At 67.9% G+C, this 15,663-nt stretch carries 15 protein-coding genes; 9 read left to right on the top strand and 6 right to left on the bottom strand.

Translation table 11 applies throughout. The features are described from left to right. The first annotated feature begins 6 nt into the window (after window positions 1-6). Together ACWPN7_RS16255 and ACWPN7_RS16250 are read left to right on the top strand one after the other, a co-directional pair. Window positions 7-1,188: an NADH:flavin oxidoreductase/NADH oxidase gene (locus tag ACWPN7_RS16255; protein ID WP_459198024.1), complete on the top strand. Its 1,182-nt coding sequence runs from the start codon at window positions 7-9 to the stop codon at window positions 1,186-1,188. 33 nt (window positions 1,189-1,221) lie between these two features. Beyond that, complete coding sequence (locus tag ACWPN7_RS16250; protein WP_459198023.1) at window positions 1,222-1,875, top strand: EthD domain-containing protein; 654 nt, start codon at window positions 1,222-1,224, stop codon at window positions 1,873-1,875. Window positions 1,876-2,366: 491 nt separating this feature from the next. On the opposite strand, the gene ACWPN7_RS16245 is transcribed toward ACWPN7_RS16250, so the two are convergent. The 4 genes from ACWPN7_RS16245 to ACWPN7_RS16230 form a co-directional block, all read right to left on the bottom strand. Beyond that, complete coding sequence (locus tag ACWPN7_RS16245; protein WP_459198022.1) at window positions 2,367-3,962, bottom strand: AMP-binding protein; 1,596 nt, start codon at window positions 3,960-3,962, stop codon at window positions 2,367-2,369. 14 nt (window positions 3,963-3,976) lie between these two features. Then, window positions 3,977-5,224, bottom strand: coding sequence for a CaiB/BaiF CoA transferase family protein (locus ACWPN7_RS16240; protein ID WP_492273364.1), 1,248 nt, complete (start codon window positions 5,222-5,224; stop codon window positions 3,977-3,979). Between the two features lie 182 nt (window positions 5,225-5,406). Further along, complete coding sequence (locus ACWPN7_RS16235) at window positions 5,407-5,997, bottom strand: TetR/AcrR family transcriptional regulator (RefSeq protein WP_376999410.1); 591 nt, start codon at window positions 5,995-5,997, stop codon at window positions 5,407-5,409. Window positions 5,998-6,028: 31 nt separating this feature from the next. Then, the gene (locus ACWPN7_RS16230; RefSeq protein ID WP_459198020.1) at window positions 6,029-7,609 is read right to left on the bottom strand and encodes an AMP-binding protein; all 1,581 of its coding nucleotides are present in this window, start codon (window positions 7,607-7,609) and stop codon (window positions 6,029-6,031) included. 362 nt (window positions 7,610-7,971) lie between these two features. On the opposite strand from ACWPN7_RS16230, the gene ACWPN7_RS16225 reads away from it, so the two are divergent. Genes ACWPN7_RS16225 through lipA form a run of 7 tightly spaced genes read left to right on the top strand, consistent with a single transcriptional unit; the run spans window position 7,972 to window position 13,591 of the window. Beyond that, complete coding sequence (locus ACWPN7_RS16225) at window positions 7,972-9,123, top strand: acyl-CoA dehydrogenase family protein (protein WP_459198019.1); 1,152 nt, start codon at window positions 7,972-7,974, stop codon at window positions 9,121-9,123. A 20-nt stretch (window positions 9,124-9,143) separates the two neighbouring features. After that, complete coding sequence (locus tag ACWPN7_RS16220) at window positions 9,144-10,100, top strand: thiamine pyrophosphate-dependent dehydrogenase E1 component subunit alpha (RefSeq protein ID WP_459198018.1); 957 nt, start codon at window positions 9,144-9,146, stop codon at window positions 10,098-10,100. A gap of 5 nt (window positions 10,101-10,105) precedes the next feature. Continuing rightward, window positions 10,106-11,086, top strand: a complete 981-nt coding sequence (locus tag ACWPN7_RS16215; protein WP_459198017.1) for an alpha-ketoacid dehydrogenase subunit beta — start codon at window positions 10,106-10,108, stop codon at window positions 11,084-11,086. Next, complete coding sequence (locus ACWPN7_RS16210; RefSeq protein WP_459198016.1) at window positions 11,083-11,874, top strand: enoyl-CoA hydratase/isomerase family protein; 792 nt, start codon at window positions 11,083-11,085, stop codon at window positions 11,872-11,874. The genes ACWPN7_RS16215 and ACWPN7_RS16210 overlap by 4 nt, the downstream gene beginning before the upstream one ends. Before the next feature lie 10 nt (window positions 11,875-11,884). Further along, entirely contained in the window at window positions 11,885-12,121 is a 237-nt protein-coding gene (locus ACWPN7_RS16205) for a lipoyl domain-containing protein (protein ID WP_376999398.1), read from the top strand. Window positions 12,122-12,143: 22 nt separating this feature from the next. Then, window positions 12,144-12,638 carry a MaoC family dehydratase gene (locus tag ACWPN7_RS16200; RefSeq protein WP_459198015.1) on the top strand — a complete coding sequence of 165 codons (495 nt, stop codon included), beginning with the start codon at window positions 12,144-12,146 and terminating at the stop codon, window positions 12,636-12,638. Further along, on the top strand, window positions 12,635-13,591 hold the full coding sequence (gene lipA / locus ACWPN7_RS16195; protein ID WP_459198014.1) for a lipoyl synthase: 957 nt from the start codon (window positions 12,635-12,637) through the stop codon (window positions 13,589-13,591). Before ACWPN7_RS16200 ends, lipA begins: the two co-directional genes overlap by 4 nt. A gap of 362 nt (window positions 13,592-13,953) precedes the next feature. On the opposite strand, the gene ACWPN7_RS16190 is transcribed toward lipA, so the two are convergent. Together ACWPN7_RS16190 and ACWPN7_RS16185 are read right to left on the bottom strand one after the other, a co-directional pair. Then, window positions 13,954-14,505, bottom strand: a complete 552-nt coding sequence (locus tag ACWPN7_RS16190; RefSeq protein ID WP_459198013.1) for a flavin reductase family protein — start codon at window positions 14,503-14,505, stop codon at window positions 13,954-13,956. A gap of 303 nt (window positions 14,506-14,808) precedes the next feature. Then, window positions 14,809-15,570, bottom strand: a complete 762-nt coding sequence (locus tag ACWPN7_RS16185) for an SDR family NAD(P)-dependent oxidoreductase (protein ID WP_459198012.1) — start codon at window positions 15,568-15,570, stop codon at window positions 14,809-14,811. Between the last annotated feature and the right edge of the window lie 93 nt (window positions 15,571-15,663).

Here is a 15,663-nt window from a genome sequence, read left to right as displayed (position 1 = left end):
TGTTTCGTGGATTGCGCAAACAGGAACGACGACACGGGTGACGCAAACGGTCCGGCGCTGCTTTGGCAGCCGCTGACCCTGCGCGGGCTGACGCTGAAGAACCGCATCATGGTCTCGCCCATGGCGATGTACAGCGCGCAGGACGGCTTCGTCGACGACTTCCACCTCGTCCATCTCGGGCGTTTCGCGCTCGGCGGTGCCGGCTTGGTATTCATGGAGGCCGCCGCGGTCAGCCGGCAGGGACGCATCACGCAAGGCTGCGCCGGACTGTGGTTCGACGCCCAGATTCCCGGCGTGCGGCGGATCGCCGAGTTCCTGCACCGTTTCGGGGCCGCCGCCGGGATCCAGCTCTGCCACAGCGGCCACAAGGGCTCCTCGCAGCGCCCGTGGGAGGGTGGCAAGCCGCTGTCCGGGCCACAGGCGTGGGAAACCGCCAGCGTCACGGCGGAGCCGTTCGACGCCGGCTGGCCCGCGCCGCACGCCATGACGGACGAGGATCTGGAGGCGGTGGAGGCCGACTTCGTGGCGGCCGCACGGCGGGCCGACGAGGCCGGGTTCGACGTGGTCGAGCTGCATTGCGCGCACGGCTACCTGCTGCACTCCTTCCTGTCGCCGATCACCAACACGCGCACCGACGGCTGGGGCGGCGACCTGACGGGCCGGATGCGCTACCCGTTGCGCGTCGCCGAGGCTGTGCGCAAGGCATGGCCGGCGGACAAGCCGCTGTTCGTCCGGGTGTCGGCGGTGGACGGCGTGGACGTCGGCTGGGTGATGGACGACACCGTCGCCTTCGCCAGGGAACTGCGCGCACGCGGGATCGACGCGGTCGATTGCTCGTCGGGCGGCCAGCGGCTGACGCGCCAACAGATGCTGATCTCGCGGGTTCCCGGCTTCCAAGTGCCCTTCGCCGCCCGCGTGCGGCGCGAGGTGGGGATCGCGACAGTGGCGGTCGGCCTGATCCGCGACCCGGAACACGCCGACGCCGTGCTGCGGGCCGGCGACGTCGATCTGATCGCCGTCGCCCGCGAAGCGCTGGTGCAGCCGAACTGGGCGGCGCAGGCGGCGCTGGCGCTCGGCGGCGACGCGGGGTGGGGGGACTGGCCGGAGCAGTTCGGCTGGTGGCTGCAACGCCGCGCCCGGCAGCAGGGCGAGAGCTTCAACAAGCCGGTGCCGCGGCACCAGGGCTGAACCAACGCTGATTGGCACAGGAAGGAAACGACGATGGTGAAGCTGGTGTCGCTCTACAAGCGGCGTCCCGACGTGGCGGTGGAGGACTTCCACGCCCACCTGCTCGGGCTGGCCGACGCGATGCAGGGGGCGGCCGGTGCGGTGCGCTACGTGCAGTCCCACACGTTGGTGCAGGGCTACAAGCGTGGCGAACTGCTGTTCGACGGCGTGAGCGAATGGACCTTCGACACGCTGGAGGCCGCCAGGGACGCCCGCCGGAACGCGGTCGACGTGCCGTTGGCCGACCCAGCGCGCACGGTGCACATGCTGGTCGACGTCCACGTCGCCAAGCCCGGCGCGGTCCCGGTGGGGGCGGTGAAGAACATCGAGTTCGTCAACCGCCGCCCCGGCATGGCGCTGGAGCCGTTCCGCCGCTATTGGCGCGAGGTGCACGGCCCGATCGGAGCGAAAATTGCCACCATCCTGCGTTACGAGCAGAACCATCTGCACGCCGGCGAATACACGGACGGCACGGCGCCGCTCTTCGACGGGCTGGCGATCACTTGGTTCGCCTCGACGGCCGAGATGCGCCGCGGCGCCGAAACGCCGGAATACGAGGTGACCCGCGCGGACGAGGTGAACTTCCTCCCCGACGGGCATCTGCCGATCATCATCACGCGCGAGGTGGTGGACACGGGCGCCGCCTGACGTCGCCAGCCGCTGCGATGACGCGCCCTCCGGTCCCCATGGGCCGGAGGGCGCGTCCGCATGGATGGTTATGATTCAAACACGTTTTCCGGCCGTCACTCCAGCGAATGCTCTAAAGTATGCACACATCTCGCGTATGTTGTAAGTTATTGAGAATGCGATAAAAGGTCCCTCTACCCTTGGGGAAAGGGGTTGGGGTGAGGGGTCGTTACGGGCGGCAGCCCAGAACAAGCCGTGTTCTTGGTCGCGTTCAGATGCTTCCGGCCGGCCATAGGCCGGCGCCACCCTCACCCCAACCCGTGAAGCTTACGGACGCCTGCGGCCTCCTTCAGCATCACCCCCTCAAGGAAGAGGGGTTTTTTCAGGTATCTCAGTCCCTTACAGCACTCGCGAAATGTGTGCATACTCTAGAGCCTTCGCTGGGATGACGGCGAGATCGCGGGAGATGGCGACCGGCTGCCATCCCTCGCGGAGGCGAATAGGCGCGCCCCTCAGACCTTCCGGATCGCGCCGGACTTCCAGTCGCGGGCGTACAGGGAGTGCCCGGCGTCGTGGGGCTTCAGGAACTGCTTCTGGACCTTGCCGTTGGCGGTCTTCGGCAGGGCGTCCCGGATCTCCAGGAAGCTGGGAACCCAGAAGCGCGGCATGGTCCGGTCGCAGAAGTCCCAGAACGCCTCGGCGGTGATCGCGCTGCCGGGCTTCGGCACGATCACCACCTTCACCTCATCCTCGCCGAGGTCGGACAGCACCGACACGGCGGCGCATTCCAGAACGTCGGGATGCTGGTTGACCGCGAACTCCAGTTCGTAGGAGGAAATGTTCTCGCCGCGCCGGCGGATCGCGTCCTTCTTGCGGTCGATGAAGTACAGGTAGCCGTCGCCGTCGATCTTCCCATTGTCGCCGGTGTGGAACCACAGATTGCGGAAGGCGTCGCGCGTCGCGTCGGGGCGGCCGTGATATTCCCGGAACATGCTGAAAGGCTCCTTCGGGCGGACGAGAATCTCGCCGACCGTGCCCGGCGGCACGGGCCGGTCGAGATCGTCGACGATGGCGACCTCGAAGGTCTCCGTGTTGGGCCGGCCGCAGGATTTCGGCACGCGCGCCTCGCCGATCGCCGTGGAGGCGACAATTCCGGTTTCGGTCGCGCCATAGGCCTCGACGATGCGGCAGCGGAACCGCTCCTCGAAGGCCGGGTTCTCGTTGGCGTTGTAGAAGGCGCGGGCCGGCTGGTCGGCGTCGTCGGGACGCGGCGGCTGCTTCAGCAGGATCGGCACCATGGAGAAGATGCCGTGGGCGATGTCCGCCTTCGCCGCGCGCACTTCGTCCCAGTAGGTCGAGGCGGAGAAGCGCGGCGCGATGGCGATGCGGGCGCCGTTGAGCAGGGTCGGGATCACGCCCAGCCAAGCGGCGATGGCGTGGAAGAGGGGCAGGGGCGTGTAGACCGCTTCATGAGGCTGGTAGGCGAGCGAGCGGCCCCAGTCGTGGCCGAACCGCACGACGTGCGCGTTGAGCGCCAGCACCCCCTTGGACGGGCCGGTCGTGCCCGAGGTGAAGCTGATGGCGTGCGGCTCGTCGAAGGCGACGGTCACGCCGGGGTCGCTCTGGCTCCCGGCGCGCAGGCTGTCGAACGGTTGCACCGTGGTCAGCCGCGCCAGCCGTTCCGGTGCCTCGGCGGCTTGCGTGACCAGCACGTGGCGGAGGCGGGGCAGGGTGTCGATCACCGCGTCGAGGCGGTCCAGATATTCGGGATCGACGACGATGTGCGTGACCTCGGCGTTGTCGAGCTGGTGGCGCAGCACCTCGCCGCGGTATTCCGTGTTGATCGGCACATAGAGCGCGCCGAGCTTCGCCGCGCTGAACCACGCCTCCAGGAACTCCGGCGAGTTGCGGCCGAAGATGGCCAGCCGGCCGCCCTTGCCCAGGCCGAGTTGGGTCAGGGAATTGGCGACGGCGTTGGTGCGCAGCTCGAAGCTGCCGTAGGTGAAAGCGGTCGACGGGAACTGCAGAAAGACGGAGTCCGGCGTCCGTTCGGCGGCGCGGCGCAGCTGAAGGCTGACGACCCGGTCTTCCAAGGCGATGTCCTGCACGGCTCTCCTCCCACTCACATCGCGCCGTTCGCGCGCAAGTCTTCGATGTCCGCGGCCGTGTAGCCGACCTCGCGCAGCAGCGCCTCGCCGTCGGCGCCGAGCCGGGGGGCCGGGGCCAGGGCGTTGAAGGCGTGCCCGTCGAAGCGCAACGGGTTGCCAACGTGCCGCAGCGGTCCTTCCACAGGGTCGTCCACGGTGATCACGGAGCCGCGCGCCTTGGCGTGCGGGCTCTCCAGGGCTTCGCGGGTGGTCAGCACCGGGGTGACGCAGGCCTCGTGCTCGGCAAAGACGGCGAGCCAGTCATCGAGCGTCCTGCGCTTGAAGGCGGCGGCGATCGCCGCGCGCAGGCGGTCCTCCTCCTCACCCCCGCACCACTGCCGATCGAGCCACTCCGGCAGGTCCAGCGCGGCGCAGAGCGTCTGCCAGAATTTTTCCTCGTAGGCGCCGACGACCAGATGCCGGCCGTCGGCCGTCTCGTAGACGCTGTAGAAGGGCTTGTCGAACGGGGCGTCGAAGGGCACGTCGACGCCCTCCATGCCCGGAACGTTCCAGCAGGCCGTCATGAAGCCGACCCAGGAATAGAGCCCGTCGGCTACCGAGACGTCGACGAACCGCCCGCGTCCGCTGCTCCGCGCGTCGACCAGCGCGGCGAGGATGCCGCCGATGGCCATCAGCGCGCCCGCGCCGATGTCGCCGATCGGCAGGCCTGTGGCCCGCGGCGCGGCGGAACGGCCATTGACGAGTTGGAGCAGGCCGGTCATGCCGACATAGTTCAGGTCGTGGGCCGCGACTTGCGCCCAGGGGCCGTCCTGGCCGAAGCCGGTCAGCGCGCAGACCACCAGCTTCGGGTTTCTGGCGTGCAGCGCCTCGGGGCTGAGCCCAAGCCGGCCCATGACCCCCGGCCGGAACCCCTCGATCAGGACGTCCGCCGTGGCGCACAGTCGGAGCAGGGCTTCGCGTCCGCCGTCGGTCTTCAGGTCCAGCGTGACGCTGCGCTTGCCGCGGTTGAGCGCCAGGAATTGGGCCCCCTGCGTGCGCACGGTGGGCGGCGACCAGCGCCAGTAATCGCCGCGGCCCGGCTGCTCGACCTTGATGACGTCGGCGCCGAGGTCGGCAAGCATTTGCGTGCAGTAGGCACCAGGCAGCAGGCGGGTCAGGTCCAGCACCCGGACTCCCATCAAGGGTCCGGCCGGGCTTGCGGCCTCTGCTGCGGATTTGCTGCGGTCGTCCACGGTTGTGGCCCTCCCGGCATCGATGGTCATGGGCGTCTCGTCCCCTTAAAACAAACGTATGTTTGGTAATTCAGCCGGCCGAGGCCCCAAGGAACGCCGGCTTCGGCGTCTCGTCATGCGGCGCCCGCACTCCCCGTGGCGCCCATCGGTGCTGACCTTGAGCCCCTCTCTTCCGGCGGGGCCGCGAGAGAGGGGAAGCTCGCGCTTGAAGATTAGGAGTCGGCCTGTGCGGTGTCGTTCCTCAGCATCCTGACCATGGTCTGCGCGATGACCTTCGGCGGGTCGCCGCCCGGACGGTACCAGACATAGGTCCAGGCCAGCATGCCCAGCAGCGCCAGACGCCAATAGCTTCGGTCGACTCCGTCCTTCAGCGGCAATTCGTCGACGATGTCGGCGAACAGGCGTTCGAAGCGCTGGCGGTGGCTGATCAGCTGTTCGCGCAGGTTGCGCGATCGGCGCCGCGGAAATTCAGTGACGATGATGCCCGCATACACGGAATCGTGCATCAGCATGCTTTCCAGATAGCCGGATGCCGCCTGCTCCAGACGGGTCCATGGGTCGGCCGCCGGGTCGATGGCACGGACCACGCTGTCGCAGATCTTCTGGATCGCCTCTTCATGCACCGCCGCGAACAGTTCTTCCTTCGACCGGAAATGGTAATAGAGAGAACCGGGGAGCATGCCCGTCAGCGAAGCAATGTCGCGCATGGTCGTGGCGTCGTAGCCAGCCTTGGCGAACTGCCGCGCGGCGGCCTCGATGATGGCATCCCGGCGGCTGCCGGGATCGGCCTTGGTGTATGCCATGCTTCCTGTTTCTCCAACGCTCACCGAAACTCTATAACGGTTCGAGCCCGCGCCGGGTGATGCGCAGGCCCGCTTGTTCGCAATCCCATGTGCCGTCCGTCCGGCCTTCGCTCCGCAGCTCGACCTTGCGAACCTTCATGGTCGGTGTGCGCGGCAGCTCGGCGCGGAACTCGACGAACCGGGGTACCATGAAGTAGGGCATGGTCTCCACGGCGAAACGCAGCAGCGCCTCGGGCGTCAGGCGCGAGCCCTCGCGCAGCACGACGATGGCCTTCACCTCGTCCTCGCCGACCTCCGACGGCACGGGCACGACCGCCGATTCCGCGACGTCCGGGTGGGCATTCAGCATGCGCTCGACCTCGAAGGACGAGATGTTCTCGCCCCGGCGCCGGATGGCGTCCTTCATGCGGTCGAGGAAGAACACATAGCCGTCCTCGTTCATATAGGCACGGTCCCCCGTGTGGAACCAGCAGCCGTCGAACGCCTCCAGCGTTTTCTCAGGCAACCCGAGATAGCCGGTCATCACGGTGCGCGGATGGCGCGGCCGGACGCAGATCTCCCCAGCTTCGCCGCGCGGCACCTCGTGGCCGTCCTCGTCGAGGATCACGACCTCGAAATGGTCGCTCGGCCGGCCGCAGGAGCCCTGCGGCGTGTCCTCGCCAAGGCGGCTGTAGGCCACGAGGTTGCTCTCGGTCCCGCCATAGCCTTCCACCAGCTCCAGTCCGAAGCGCGCCTCGAAGCGCTCCTTGAACTCCCAGGGGACGGGCACCGCATAGATCAGCCGCAGCGGGTTCTCCGCGTCGGTCGGGCGTTCCGGGGCGCTGTTCAGCAGGTGGCAGAGACCGCCGACCGCGACGCACACCGTGACGCCGTACTCGTGCACGTCGCTCCAGAAGCGCGACAGGCTGAACACCGGCCGCAAGGCCATCCGTCCGCCGGCCAGCATGGTGCCGAGGGTGAGGAACTTGGCGGCGATGTGAAAGAAGGGCAGGTAGTTGTAGGCGACGTCGTCGGCCCGGAATCCCGTGATCTCGGAGAAGAACAGCCCGAAGGACATCTGGTGGCGGTGGCTCATCACCACGCCCTTCGACGGCCCGGTCGTGCCGGAGGTGAAGATGATGCCGGCCGGGTCCCCGGCGGCCACATCGGCGCTGGCGAACGGACCGTCTTCGTCGGACTCAGTGAACAGAGCGTCGGGATCCAGCACGGCCGCGGGATCGACCAGCCCGTCGGACGCCTCAAGGAACACGGCGCGGTGGGCGTCCTCGACGATGGCGAGCCGAACCTGGGCGGTCTGGAGAACGTGCCGCAGCATCGCGCCGCGGTAGGCGCCGTTCACCGGAACCTCGACGGCGCCCAGCTTGGACACGGCAAACCACAGGGCGAGATAGGCGGGCGATCCGGCCATCATCACAAGGACATGGTCGCCCTTGCCGACGCCACGCCGCTTCAGTCCATGAGCCAGGCGGCTCGCGTGCCGGTCGAGTTCGGCAAAGGTCCAGGTCTGTCCAGACGCCATGAGGAACGGGTGGTCCGGACGCTCGCTGGCCCGCATCTCCAGCAGGCTGTGCAGGGTGCGCGGCAAGCTGCGGATCCGGTTATGGCTGGACATCTCCCCTCCTTGTCGAACGCTTGTTTGCTTGTGGTTCCATCAATAAGCCGGGGCTGGCGCCATTGCAACGGCTTTCAGCGCCCTCGCTCGCGGCCTGCCGAAAAAATCAAACAACCATTTGATTGATGATCGGCGCTGTGTATGATGGAGCCGGACCACAGTCGGAAACGCCGCCGCGGAAGACAAGAGGCTGGTCGGGTTGGGGCACGCATCGGTGCGACGAACGTGCACGGCTCTGCTCCGGCACGGTGCCGGTCTCGAACCCGCCGGTCTCGAACCCAATGCGCCCCACCGGGGGCAACCTCACCCAAAAAAGCAAACAATCGTTTGATTTTTGTTCCGCGAGGAGAAGGAAGGGAAAGATGGACTTCGAACTTGCCCCCGAGCAGATCGAGCTGCAGCGCATGGTGCGCGACTTCGCGCAGGCGGAAGTCGCGCCGGTCCAGGCCCGCATGGAGGCCGACCACGAGTTCCCCTACGAACTCTGGCGCAAGTGGAGCGACCTCGGCATGGCCGGGATCATGATCCCGCCGGAATACGGCGGAAGCGGCCTCGACTCGCTCAGCTACATCATCGCGATGGAGGAGATGGGGACGGTCAGCCAAACCTTCGCGCTGATCTGGCAGGTGCACGTGCTGGTCGCGAACATGTACGTGCAGCTCGGCACGCCGGAGCAGAAGGAACGTTGGCTACCGCCCTTTGCCCGCGGCGACAAGCTGGGCGCCATCGCGCTGACCGAGCCGGGCGCCGGTTCGGACGCCGGCGGCCTGCGCACCCGCGCCGTGCGCGACGGCGGCGGCGACGGGTGGGTGATCAACGGCAACAAGATCTTCATCAGCAACGCCGGGACGGCGATCAGCGACGGCACCGTGGTGATGGCGGTGACCGGTGAGCAGCCGAACGGCCGCAAGGCGATCTCCTCCTTTATCATCCCGACTGGCACGCCCGGCTATCAGCTCGGCCAGTCCTTCGACAAGATGGCCTGGCACGGCATGGACAACCGCGAACTGGTGTTCGAGGATTGCCGCGTTCCGGCCGACCACCTGCTCGGCCGCGAGGGCGCCGGGCTGAAGCAGGCGCTGGCCGGGCTGAACCTGGGCCGCATCGTCTTCGGCACGCTGGGCTGCGCGCTGACCCGCGCCTGCTTGGAGGAGGCGCTGGCCTATGCCAAGGACCGCAAGCAGTTCGGGCAGCCGCTGAGCGCCTTCCAGCTCACCCAGGCCAAGCTCGCCAACATGGCGACGCACGCCGAGGGGACGCGCCGCTTCGCCCATTACGTCGCCTGGCTGCACGCGCAGGGGCGCGAGTGCCACACCGAGGCGGCGATGGTGAAGCTGATGGGCACGCGGCTGGCCGTCCAGGCCGCGCAGGACGCCTACCAGATCCACGGCGGCTACGGCTTCATGCACGACTACCGCGTCAACCGCCTCTACCGCGAGGCGCAGATCCTGGAGATCGGCGAGGGCACCAGCGAGATCCAGCAGATCCTCATCGCCCGCGCGCTCGGCTGCTGATCGGAAAGGGGATGGACGCCATGACCGTCTCGACTGAACTGGCCGCCCGGCTGTACCGCCTGATGTGGGAGGTGCGGACCTTCGAACTGATCGCCGCCGACCGCTACCGGGAGGGGGATCTGCCCGGCTTCATCCACCTCTCGCTCGGGCAGGAGGCCTGCGCCGTCGGTGCCTGCGCGGCGCTCGGCGCGGGCGACTTCATCACCAGCACCCACCGCGGCCACGGCCATTGCCTCGCCAAGGGCGCCGACCCCAGGCTGATGATGGCGGAACTGTTCGCCAAGTCGGCCGGCTACGGCAAGGGCCGCGGCGGCTCGATGCACATCGCCGACGTGGCGATGGGCGTGCTGGGCGCCAACGGCATCGTCGGCCAGTCGCTCGGGCTCGGCACCGGCGCGGCGCTGTCGCTGCAAATCCGCAAAGAACCCCACTGCGTCGTCGCCTTCTTCGGGGAAGGGGCATCGGGCACCGGCATCGCGCACGAGGCGATGAACATGGCGGCGATTTGGAAGCTGCCCATCGTCTTCTTCTGCGAGGCCAACCGCTATGCCGAGCTGTCGCCCTACGCGGTGCACGTCTCGGTCGAGCGCATCGCCGACCGCGCCGCGGCCTATGGCTTCCCCGGCGTGACGGTGGACGGCGAGGACGTGCTGGCGGTGCACGCCGCCGTCACGGAAGCCGCGGAGCGGGCCCGCGCCGGAGGGGGGGCGACGCTGATCGAGGCCAGGACCTACCGCTGGCATGGCCACTACGAGGGCGACCCGCAGGTCTACAAAACGCAGGCGGAGCGCGACACCGGCACGGACTTCGACCCGATCCTGCGCTTCGAGCGGCAGGGGGCGGGCGGGCTGCCGGCCGACGCGCTGTCCGGCCTGCGCGTCGAGGCGGAGGCGCGCATCCGCGAAGCCGCGGAGTGGGCCGCCGGCCTGCAAAGCCCGCCGGCCTCGGCCATCGGCGAAGACGTCTACGCGGGGTGAAGGATATGGCTCGCATCAAATATTACCAGGCCCTGACCCGCGCGTTGCGCGAGGAGATGGCGCACGACGAGCGCGTCATCCTGATGGGCGAGGACGTGGGCGCCAGCGGCGGCATCTTCGCCCAGACGCGAGGGCTCTACCAGCAGTTCGGCGCCGACCGCGTGCGTGACACGCCGATCGCCGAGAACGGCTTCGTCTCGGCGGCGGTAGGGGCCGCCATGACCGGCCTGCGCCCGGTGGTGGAGATCGGCTTCGAGGACTTCCTGACCTGCTGCATGGATCCGCTGGTCAACCAGGCGGCCAAGCTGCGCTACATGCTCGGCGGGCAGGTCGGCGTGCCGCTGCTGCTCTACACCTTCGGCGGGGGCGGGGTGAACGCCGGGCCGCAGCATTCGCAGAGCTTCGCCGCCTGGTTCGCGCATGTGCCGGGGCTGAAGGTCGTTACCCCGGCGACGCCGGCCGACGTGCTGGGGCTGGTCAAGGCCGGCATCCGCGACGACAACCCGGTGCTCTGCCTGCTCAGCAAGAAGCTGATCGGCATGTCCGGCGAGGTGTCGGACGGCGAGGACGCGCTGCTGCCGCTGGGCGTGGCGGAGGTGAAGCGGCCCGGCCGCGACGTGACCATCGTCGCGCTGGGCCAGATGGTCGGCACGGCGCTCCAGGCCGCCGCCCTGCTCGCCGAACAGCGTATCGACGCGGAGGTGGTCGATCCCCGGACGGTGAGCCCGCTGGACGTCGCCACCATCCTGTCCTCCGTGGAGCGCACCGGACGGCTGTGCGTCGTCCATGAGGGGCACGCGCCCTGCGGGCTGGGCGCGGAGATCATCACGTCGGTGGTCGAGCGCGGCTTGCCGCTGCTGAAGGCGCCGCCCCGCCGCGTCACGCCGCCCTTCGCGCCCAGCCCCTTCGCCCCAGGGCTGGAATCGCTTTACCTGCCCACCCCCGCCTCCATCGCCGAGGCCGTGCAGGGGATGCTGGCGTCATGAGCGGGCCGGCGTATGAAACCATCGCTGTGGACACCCGCGGCGCCGCGCGCTGGATCACGCTGTCGCGCCCGCGCGTCCACAACGCGATGAACAGCCAGTGCATCCGCGAATGCCGGCAAGCCGTGGAGGAAGCCGGGGCCGACCCGGCGGTGCGCAGCATCGTCTTCACCGGCGCCGGCGCCCGCGCCTTCACCGCCGGGGCCGACATCTCGGAGATGGTGGACTACGGCCCCAACAAGATGCTGACGTACAACCGGGGGTGGCTCGGCCTGTTCCGCGACATCGAGATGTGCCGGAAGCCGGTCATCGCCGCGGTGCACGGCTGGGCCACCGGCGGCGGCACCGAGCTGTCGCTCGCCTGCGACTTCGTGTTGTGCACGGAGGCCGCCCGCTTCGGGCTGGCGGAGATCAACATCGGGGTCATTCCGGGTGCGGGGGCGGCGGTGCGGCTGACCCGCTGGCTCGGCCGGCTGAAGGCCAAGGAACTGCTGATGCTCGGCCGGCTCGTCGAGGGGCGGGAGGCGGTGGAGTTGCAGCTGGCCAACCGCTGCGTGCCGCCGGGTGAACTGCGCGAAGCGGCCCAGGCGTTGGCAGACGAGCTGGCCACGAAGGCGCCGCTGGCTCTCGGCGCAGCCAAGGCCAGCGTCAACGTCGGCGCCGACTCCGGCTTCGACGCGGCGCTCGAATATGAACTCCAGGAGTTCCTGCGTCTGTTCGCGACCGCGGACCAGAAGGAAGGCATGCGCGCCTTCCTGGAGAAGCGCAATCCGATTTACCGTGGAATGTGAGGGGAAAGCCATGAAGGTGCGTGTCAAGGTCCCGAAGCTCGGGCTGACCATTGAAGAGGTGACGCTCGCGGCGTGGGAAGCCGAGCTGGGCGCAACCGTCGAAGCGGGCGCCGTCATTGCGACCGTCGAGGCCGACAAGGCGACGTACGAGATCGTCGCTCCAACCACCGGGCGTCTGATCGCCCGCGCGGCCGAACCGGGAACGGTGCTTCCCATCGGGGCTGAACTCGCGGTCATCGATGCCTGAGGCGACAACCGGAGAAGCGGTGATGACCCGCGGTATGTTCTTCGAGGAGCTTGAGGAGGGCGCCCACTACCGGTCGGCTGGCGTGACGGTGACGGAGGAGTCCGTCATCCGCTTTGCGTTGGAATGGGACGCGCAGCCGTTCCATGTGGATCGGGAAGCAGCGGCGACGTCGATGTTCGGTTCGCTGATTTCCAGCGGCCTTCAGACGATCCTGCTCACCTACCGGATGTACTTCCAGCTGGCGCTGCTGGAGGGAACGGCGCTGGCCGGGCTCGGCATCGACGACGTCCGCTTTCTGAAGCCGGTCCGGCCGGGCGATACGCTGTATGTCGACGTGACTGTCGCCAAACTGAAGCCATCGAGCAGACCGGATCGTGGAGTCGTCACCTGCCGCCTTGAAACCAAAAATCATGGTGGCGAGACGGTGCTCACCATGGGGTTGTCGGCCCTTGTCGCCCGGCGCCCCGACGGGCCGGCCAACGGTGGAGCCCGTTCATGCGGAGTCCGGCGGCCATGACAGCTTTCGCCATCGGTTCACCGGCAAAGCCTCGCCACCCCGAAAAGGCCCACAAGCCGGACAACTCCATCCAGCGCAAGCCGGGCTGGATCCGGGTGAAGGCGCCGACCGGCCAGGAGTACGACGAGACCCGCCAGCTGATGCGCGGGCTGAAACTGAACACCGTGTGCGAGGAGGCGGCCTGCCCGAACATCGGGGAGTGCTGGACGCGCAAGCACGCCACCTTCATGATCCTGGGCTCGATCTGCACGCGCGGCTGCGCCTTCTGCAACGTCGAGACCGGCCGGCCGGACCAGCTGGACCCGCACGAGCCCGACAACGTCGGCGAGGCCGTGGCGCAGCTGAAGCTCAGCCACGTCGTGGTGACCTCCGTCGACCGCGACGACTTGGCAGACGGCGGGGCGGAGCACTTCGCGCGGACCATCCGCGCCATCCGCGCGGCGTCCCCCGGTACGACCATCGAGATCCTCACCCCCGACTTCCAGAAGAAGAAGGGCGCGCTTGAGGTGGTGGTCGAGGCCAAGCCCGACGTCTTCAACCACAATCTGGAAACGGCGCCGCGCCTCTACCCGACGATCCGCCCGGGGGCCCGCTACTTCACCTCGCTGCAACTGCTGTCGCGGGTGAAGGAGCTGGACCCGACGATCTTCACCAAGTCCGGCATCATGGTCGGCTTGGGCGAGACGAAGGAGGAGGTCGGGCAGGTCATGGACGACCTGCGCGCCGCCGATGTTGACTTCATGACGATCGGCCAGTACCTCCAGCCGACGCCCAAGCACGCGGCGGTGGACCGGTTCGTGACTCCCGACGAATTCGAGAGCTACGCAACACTTGGCCGCGGCAAGGGTTTCCTGATGGTGGCCTCGACGCCGCTCACCCGCTCGTCCTACCACGCGGGTGCGGATTTCGAAAAGCTGCAGCGGCTGCGGCGCGCCAACCGAAACCAATTCTGACCCCAAGAATCTGTTCGTGGATGTTAGGCTCTGCCGTTCTCGGTTGCTAGGCACTTCAAGCAGCGTGACAGGATGGAGACGGCGGCAAGTTCCAGCCTGCGTCGGCGCCGTGCTCAGCGACACCGCCGGAACCGCACCGATACAACGCGACAGCCGATGTGATTTTTGCGCGCTGGTGGAGGCCAAGATCGGGCGCAGGCCACCGAGAATCGCGGTCGGCGTCGAGGTCTTCAACCGCATGCTCGATTTGGACGCCCGAAGTCCGTCCGCGTCGCGTGAGCAGCGGCCGAGCAAAGCATCGTCTCGATTCGCCCAACCTCCTTGGAAGATAATGTCCAGCACTGAACCGCCAACCCCTGGGATCAGTCCTGCAGGTGCCGCCATTTCACCATGCGGTCGCGAAGATCGATGGTATCGCCACCGACGACGAAGGAGCCATCGCCGCGGTGGTGCAGCGTCCGCCGTTCCCGGCGTTCGGGATCGTTCGAGATGGCGACCACCTCGAGGATGAACAGGCTGTGGTCATCGACCAGACGATCGTCGGCGACGCGGCATTCGAGATTGGCGAGGCATTCGCCGATCAGTGGCGGCGCCACCTTGCGGGCCGGCAGCGGCGTCAGCCCAAAGGCCTGGAACTTGTCGACGGTGGCGCCGGAGCAGTTGCCGATGTCGACGACGGTGCGGGCGAGATCGACGGTCGGAACGGCGATGACGCACTCGCCGCTGCGGCGCAGCGCGTCATAACTGTGATCCCACGGGCCGATGACGCAGCCGACCAACGGCGGATCGTGTTGCACCATCATGTGGAAGCCCATGGTCATGATGTTCGGCTGGCCGCCGTCCGTGGTGGTGACCAGGACGATCGGGCCGGGTTCGAGAAACCGGTTGGCCTTGTCGACCGGTATGGACTGCATGCGCAATCTCCTGAACGAGTTGTGTCCCTGTCGGAGGTGGAGTGACGCGGATGACGGACCGGACGCGGCCGCCATCCGCAGCCATGGCGACAAGCTCCGGACGGAGGTCCGCGCGGTTCGGAGTCGGACGCCCGGCGATAACCGCTGTGTGTCGTGACGCCGCTGGTGCAAAGAAGGCGGGCGCCAAGCGCCTCACCTTCTCCTGGATTGGCGACGAAGAATGTCACCTTCGTCAGAACGTGCGTGTTCGATCGCCTTCGTGATGAATCGGAGCCGCGCCGAGGCTGTTCGTCAGCCCGTCCGTCAGCCCACCGGCACGCTCATGCCGCCGTCGGCCATCACGACCGATCCGACCATGAAGCTCGCGCGGTCCGAGGCGAGAAAGGCGACGATTTCGGCAATTTCCAGCGGATCGGCGGCCCGGCCGATCGGGGCTTTTCTGCCATGCTCCGCGAGGAAGCCGCGACCGTCCTCCATGAAGTGGTTCAGCAGGTTGGTGACCACATCGCCGACCCCGATGGCGTTCACGCGGATGCCGTGCTCGATCGCTTCCAGCGCCTGCGTGCGGGTCAATTGGGCCAGAGCGCCTTTGGAGGCCGTGTAGGCCGAAATGCCGGGAAACGCGAAGTAGGAGGCGTAGGACGCGATGTTGACGATCGCGCCCGCCTTGTTCGGCATCATGGCCTTCATCGCCTCGCGCGAGTGCAGAAAGGCGCCGGTGAGGTTGGTTTCCATTTGCCAGTTCCAATCCTCGCGCGTCATTTCGACCAGCGGCTTGTACAGAATTCGTCCGGCGTTGTTCACGAGGATGTCGAGCCGGCCGAAGCGTTCGACCGCCAGGGCCACCGCCTTCTCCGCGCTGCCGTCCTGGGTCACGTCGGCGACGAATGGGACGAGTCCATCGCGGGCCATCTCCTGGACCGCCGGGTCGATGTCCTCGGCGACGACCTTGGCGCCACGGGCGTGCAGGAGATCGGCGATGGCCCGCCCGATGCCGCTCGCGGCTCCGGTCACGATGGCGACCTTGCCTTCGACTTCGTTTACGGTCGGAACGATGTTGGTCATGATCGGGTCCCTCTTGTGGTTGGAATGCGCCGGCGATCGGGCCGGCGTTGTCCGAAAAGCTAGCGGGACCGGGCGGTCGGGTTAATCGGCCGA

Source organism: Azospirillum sp. UENF 312511, assembly GCF_058780635.1.
The sequence above is the reverse complement of the archived record's forward strand: the minus strand, read 5'-3'. Positions and strand labels throughout refer to the sequence as shown.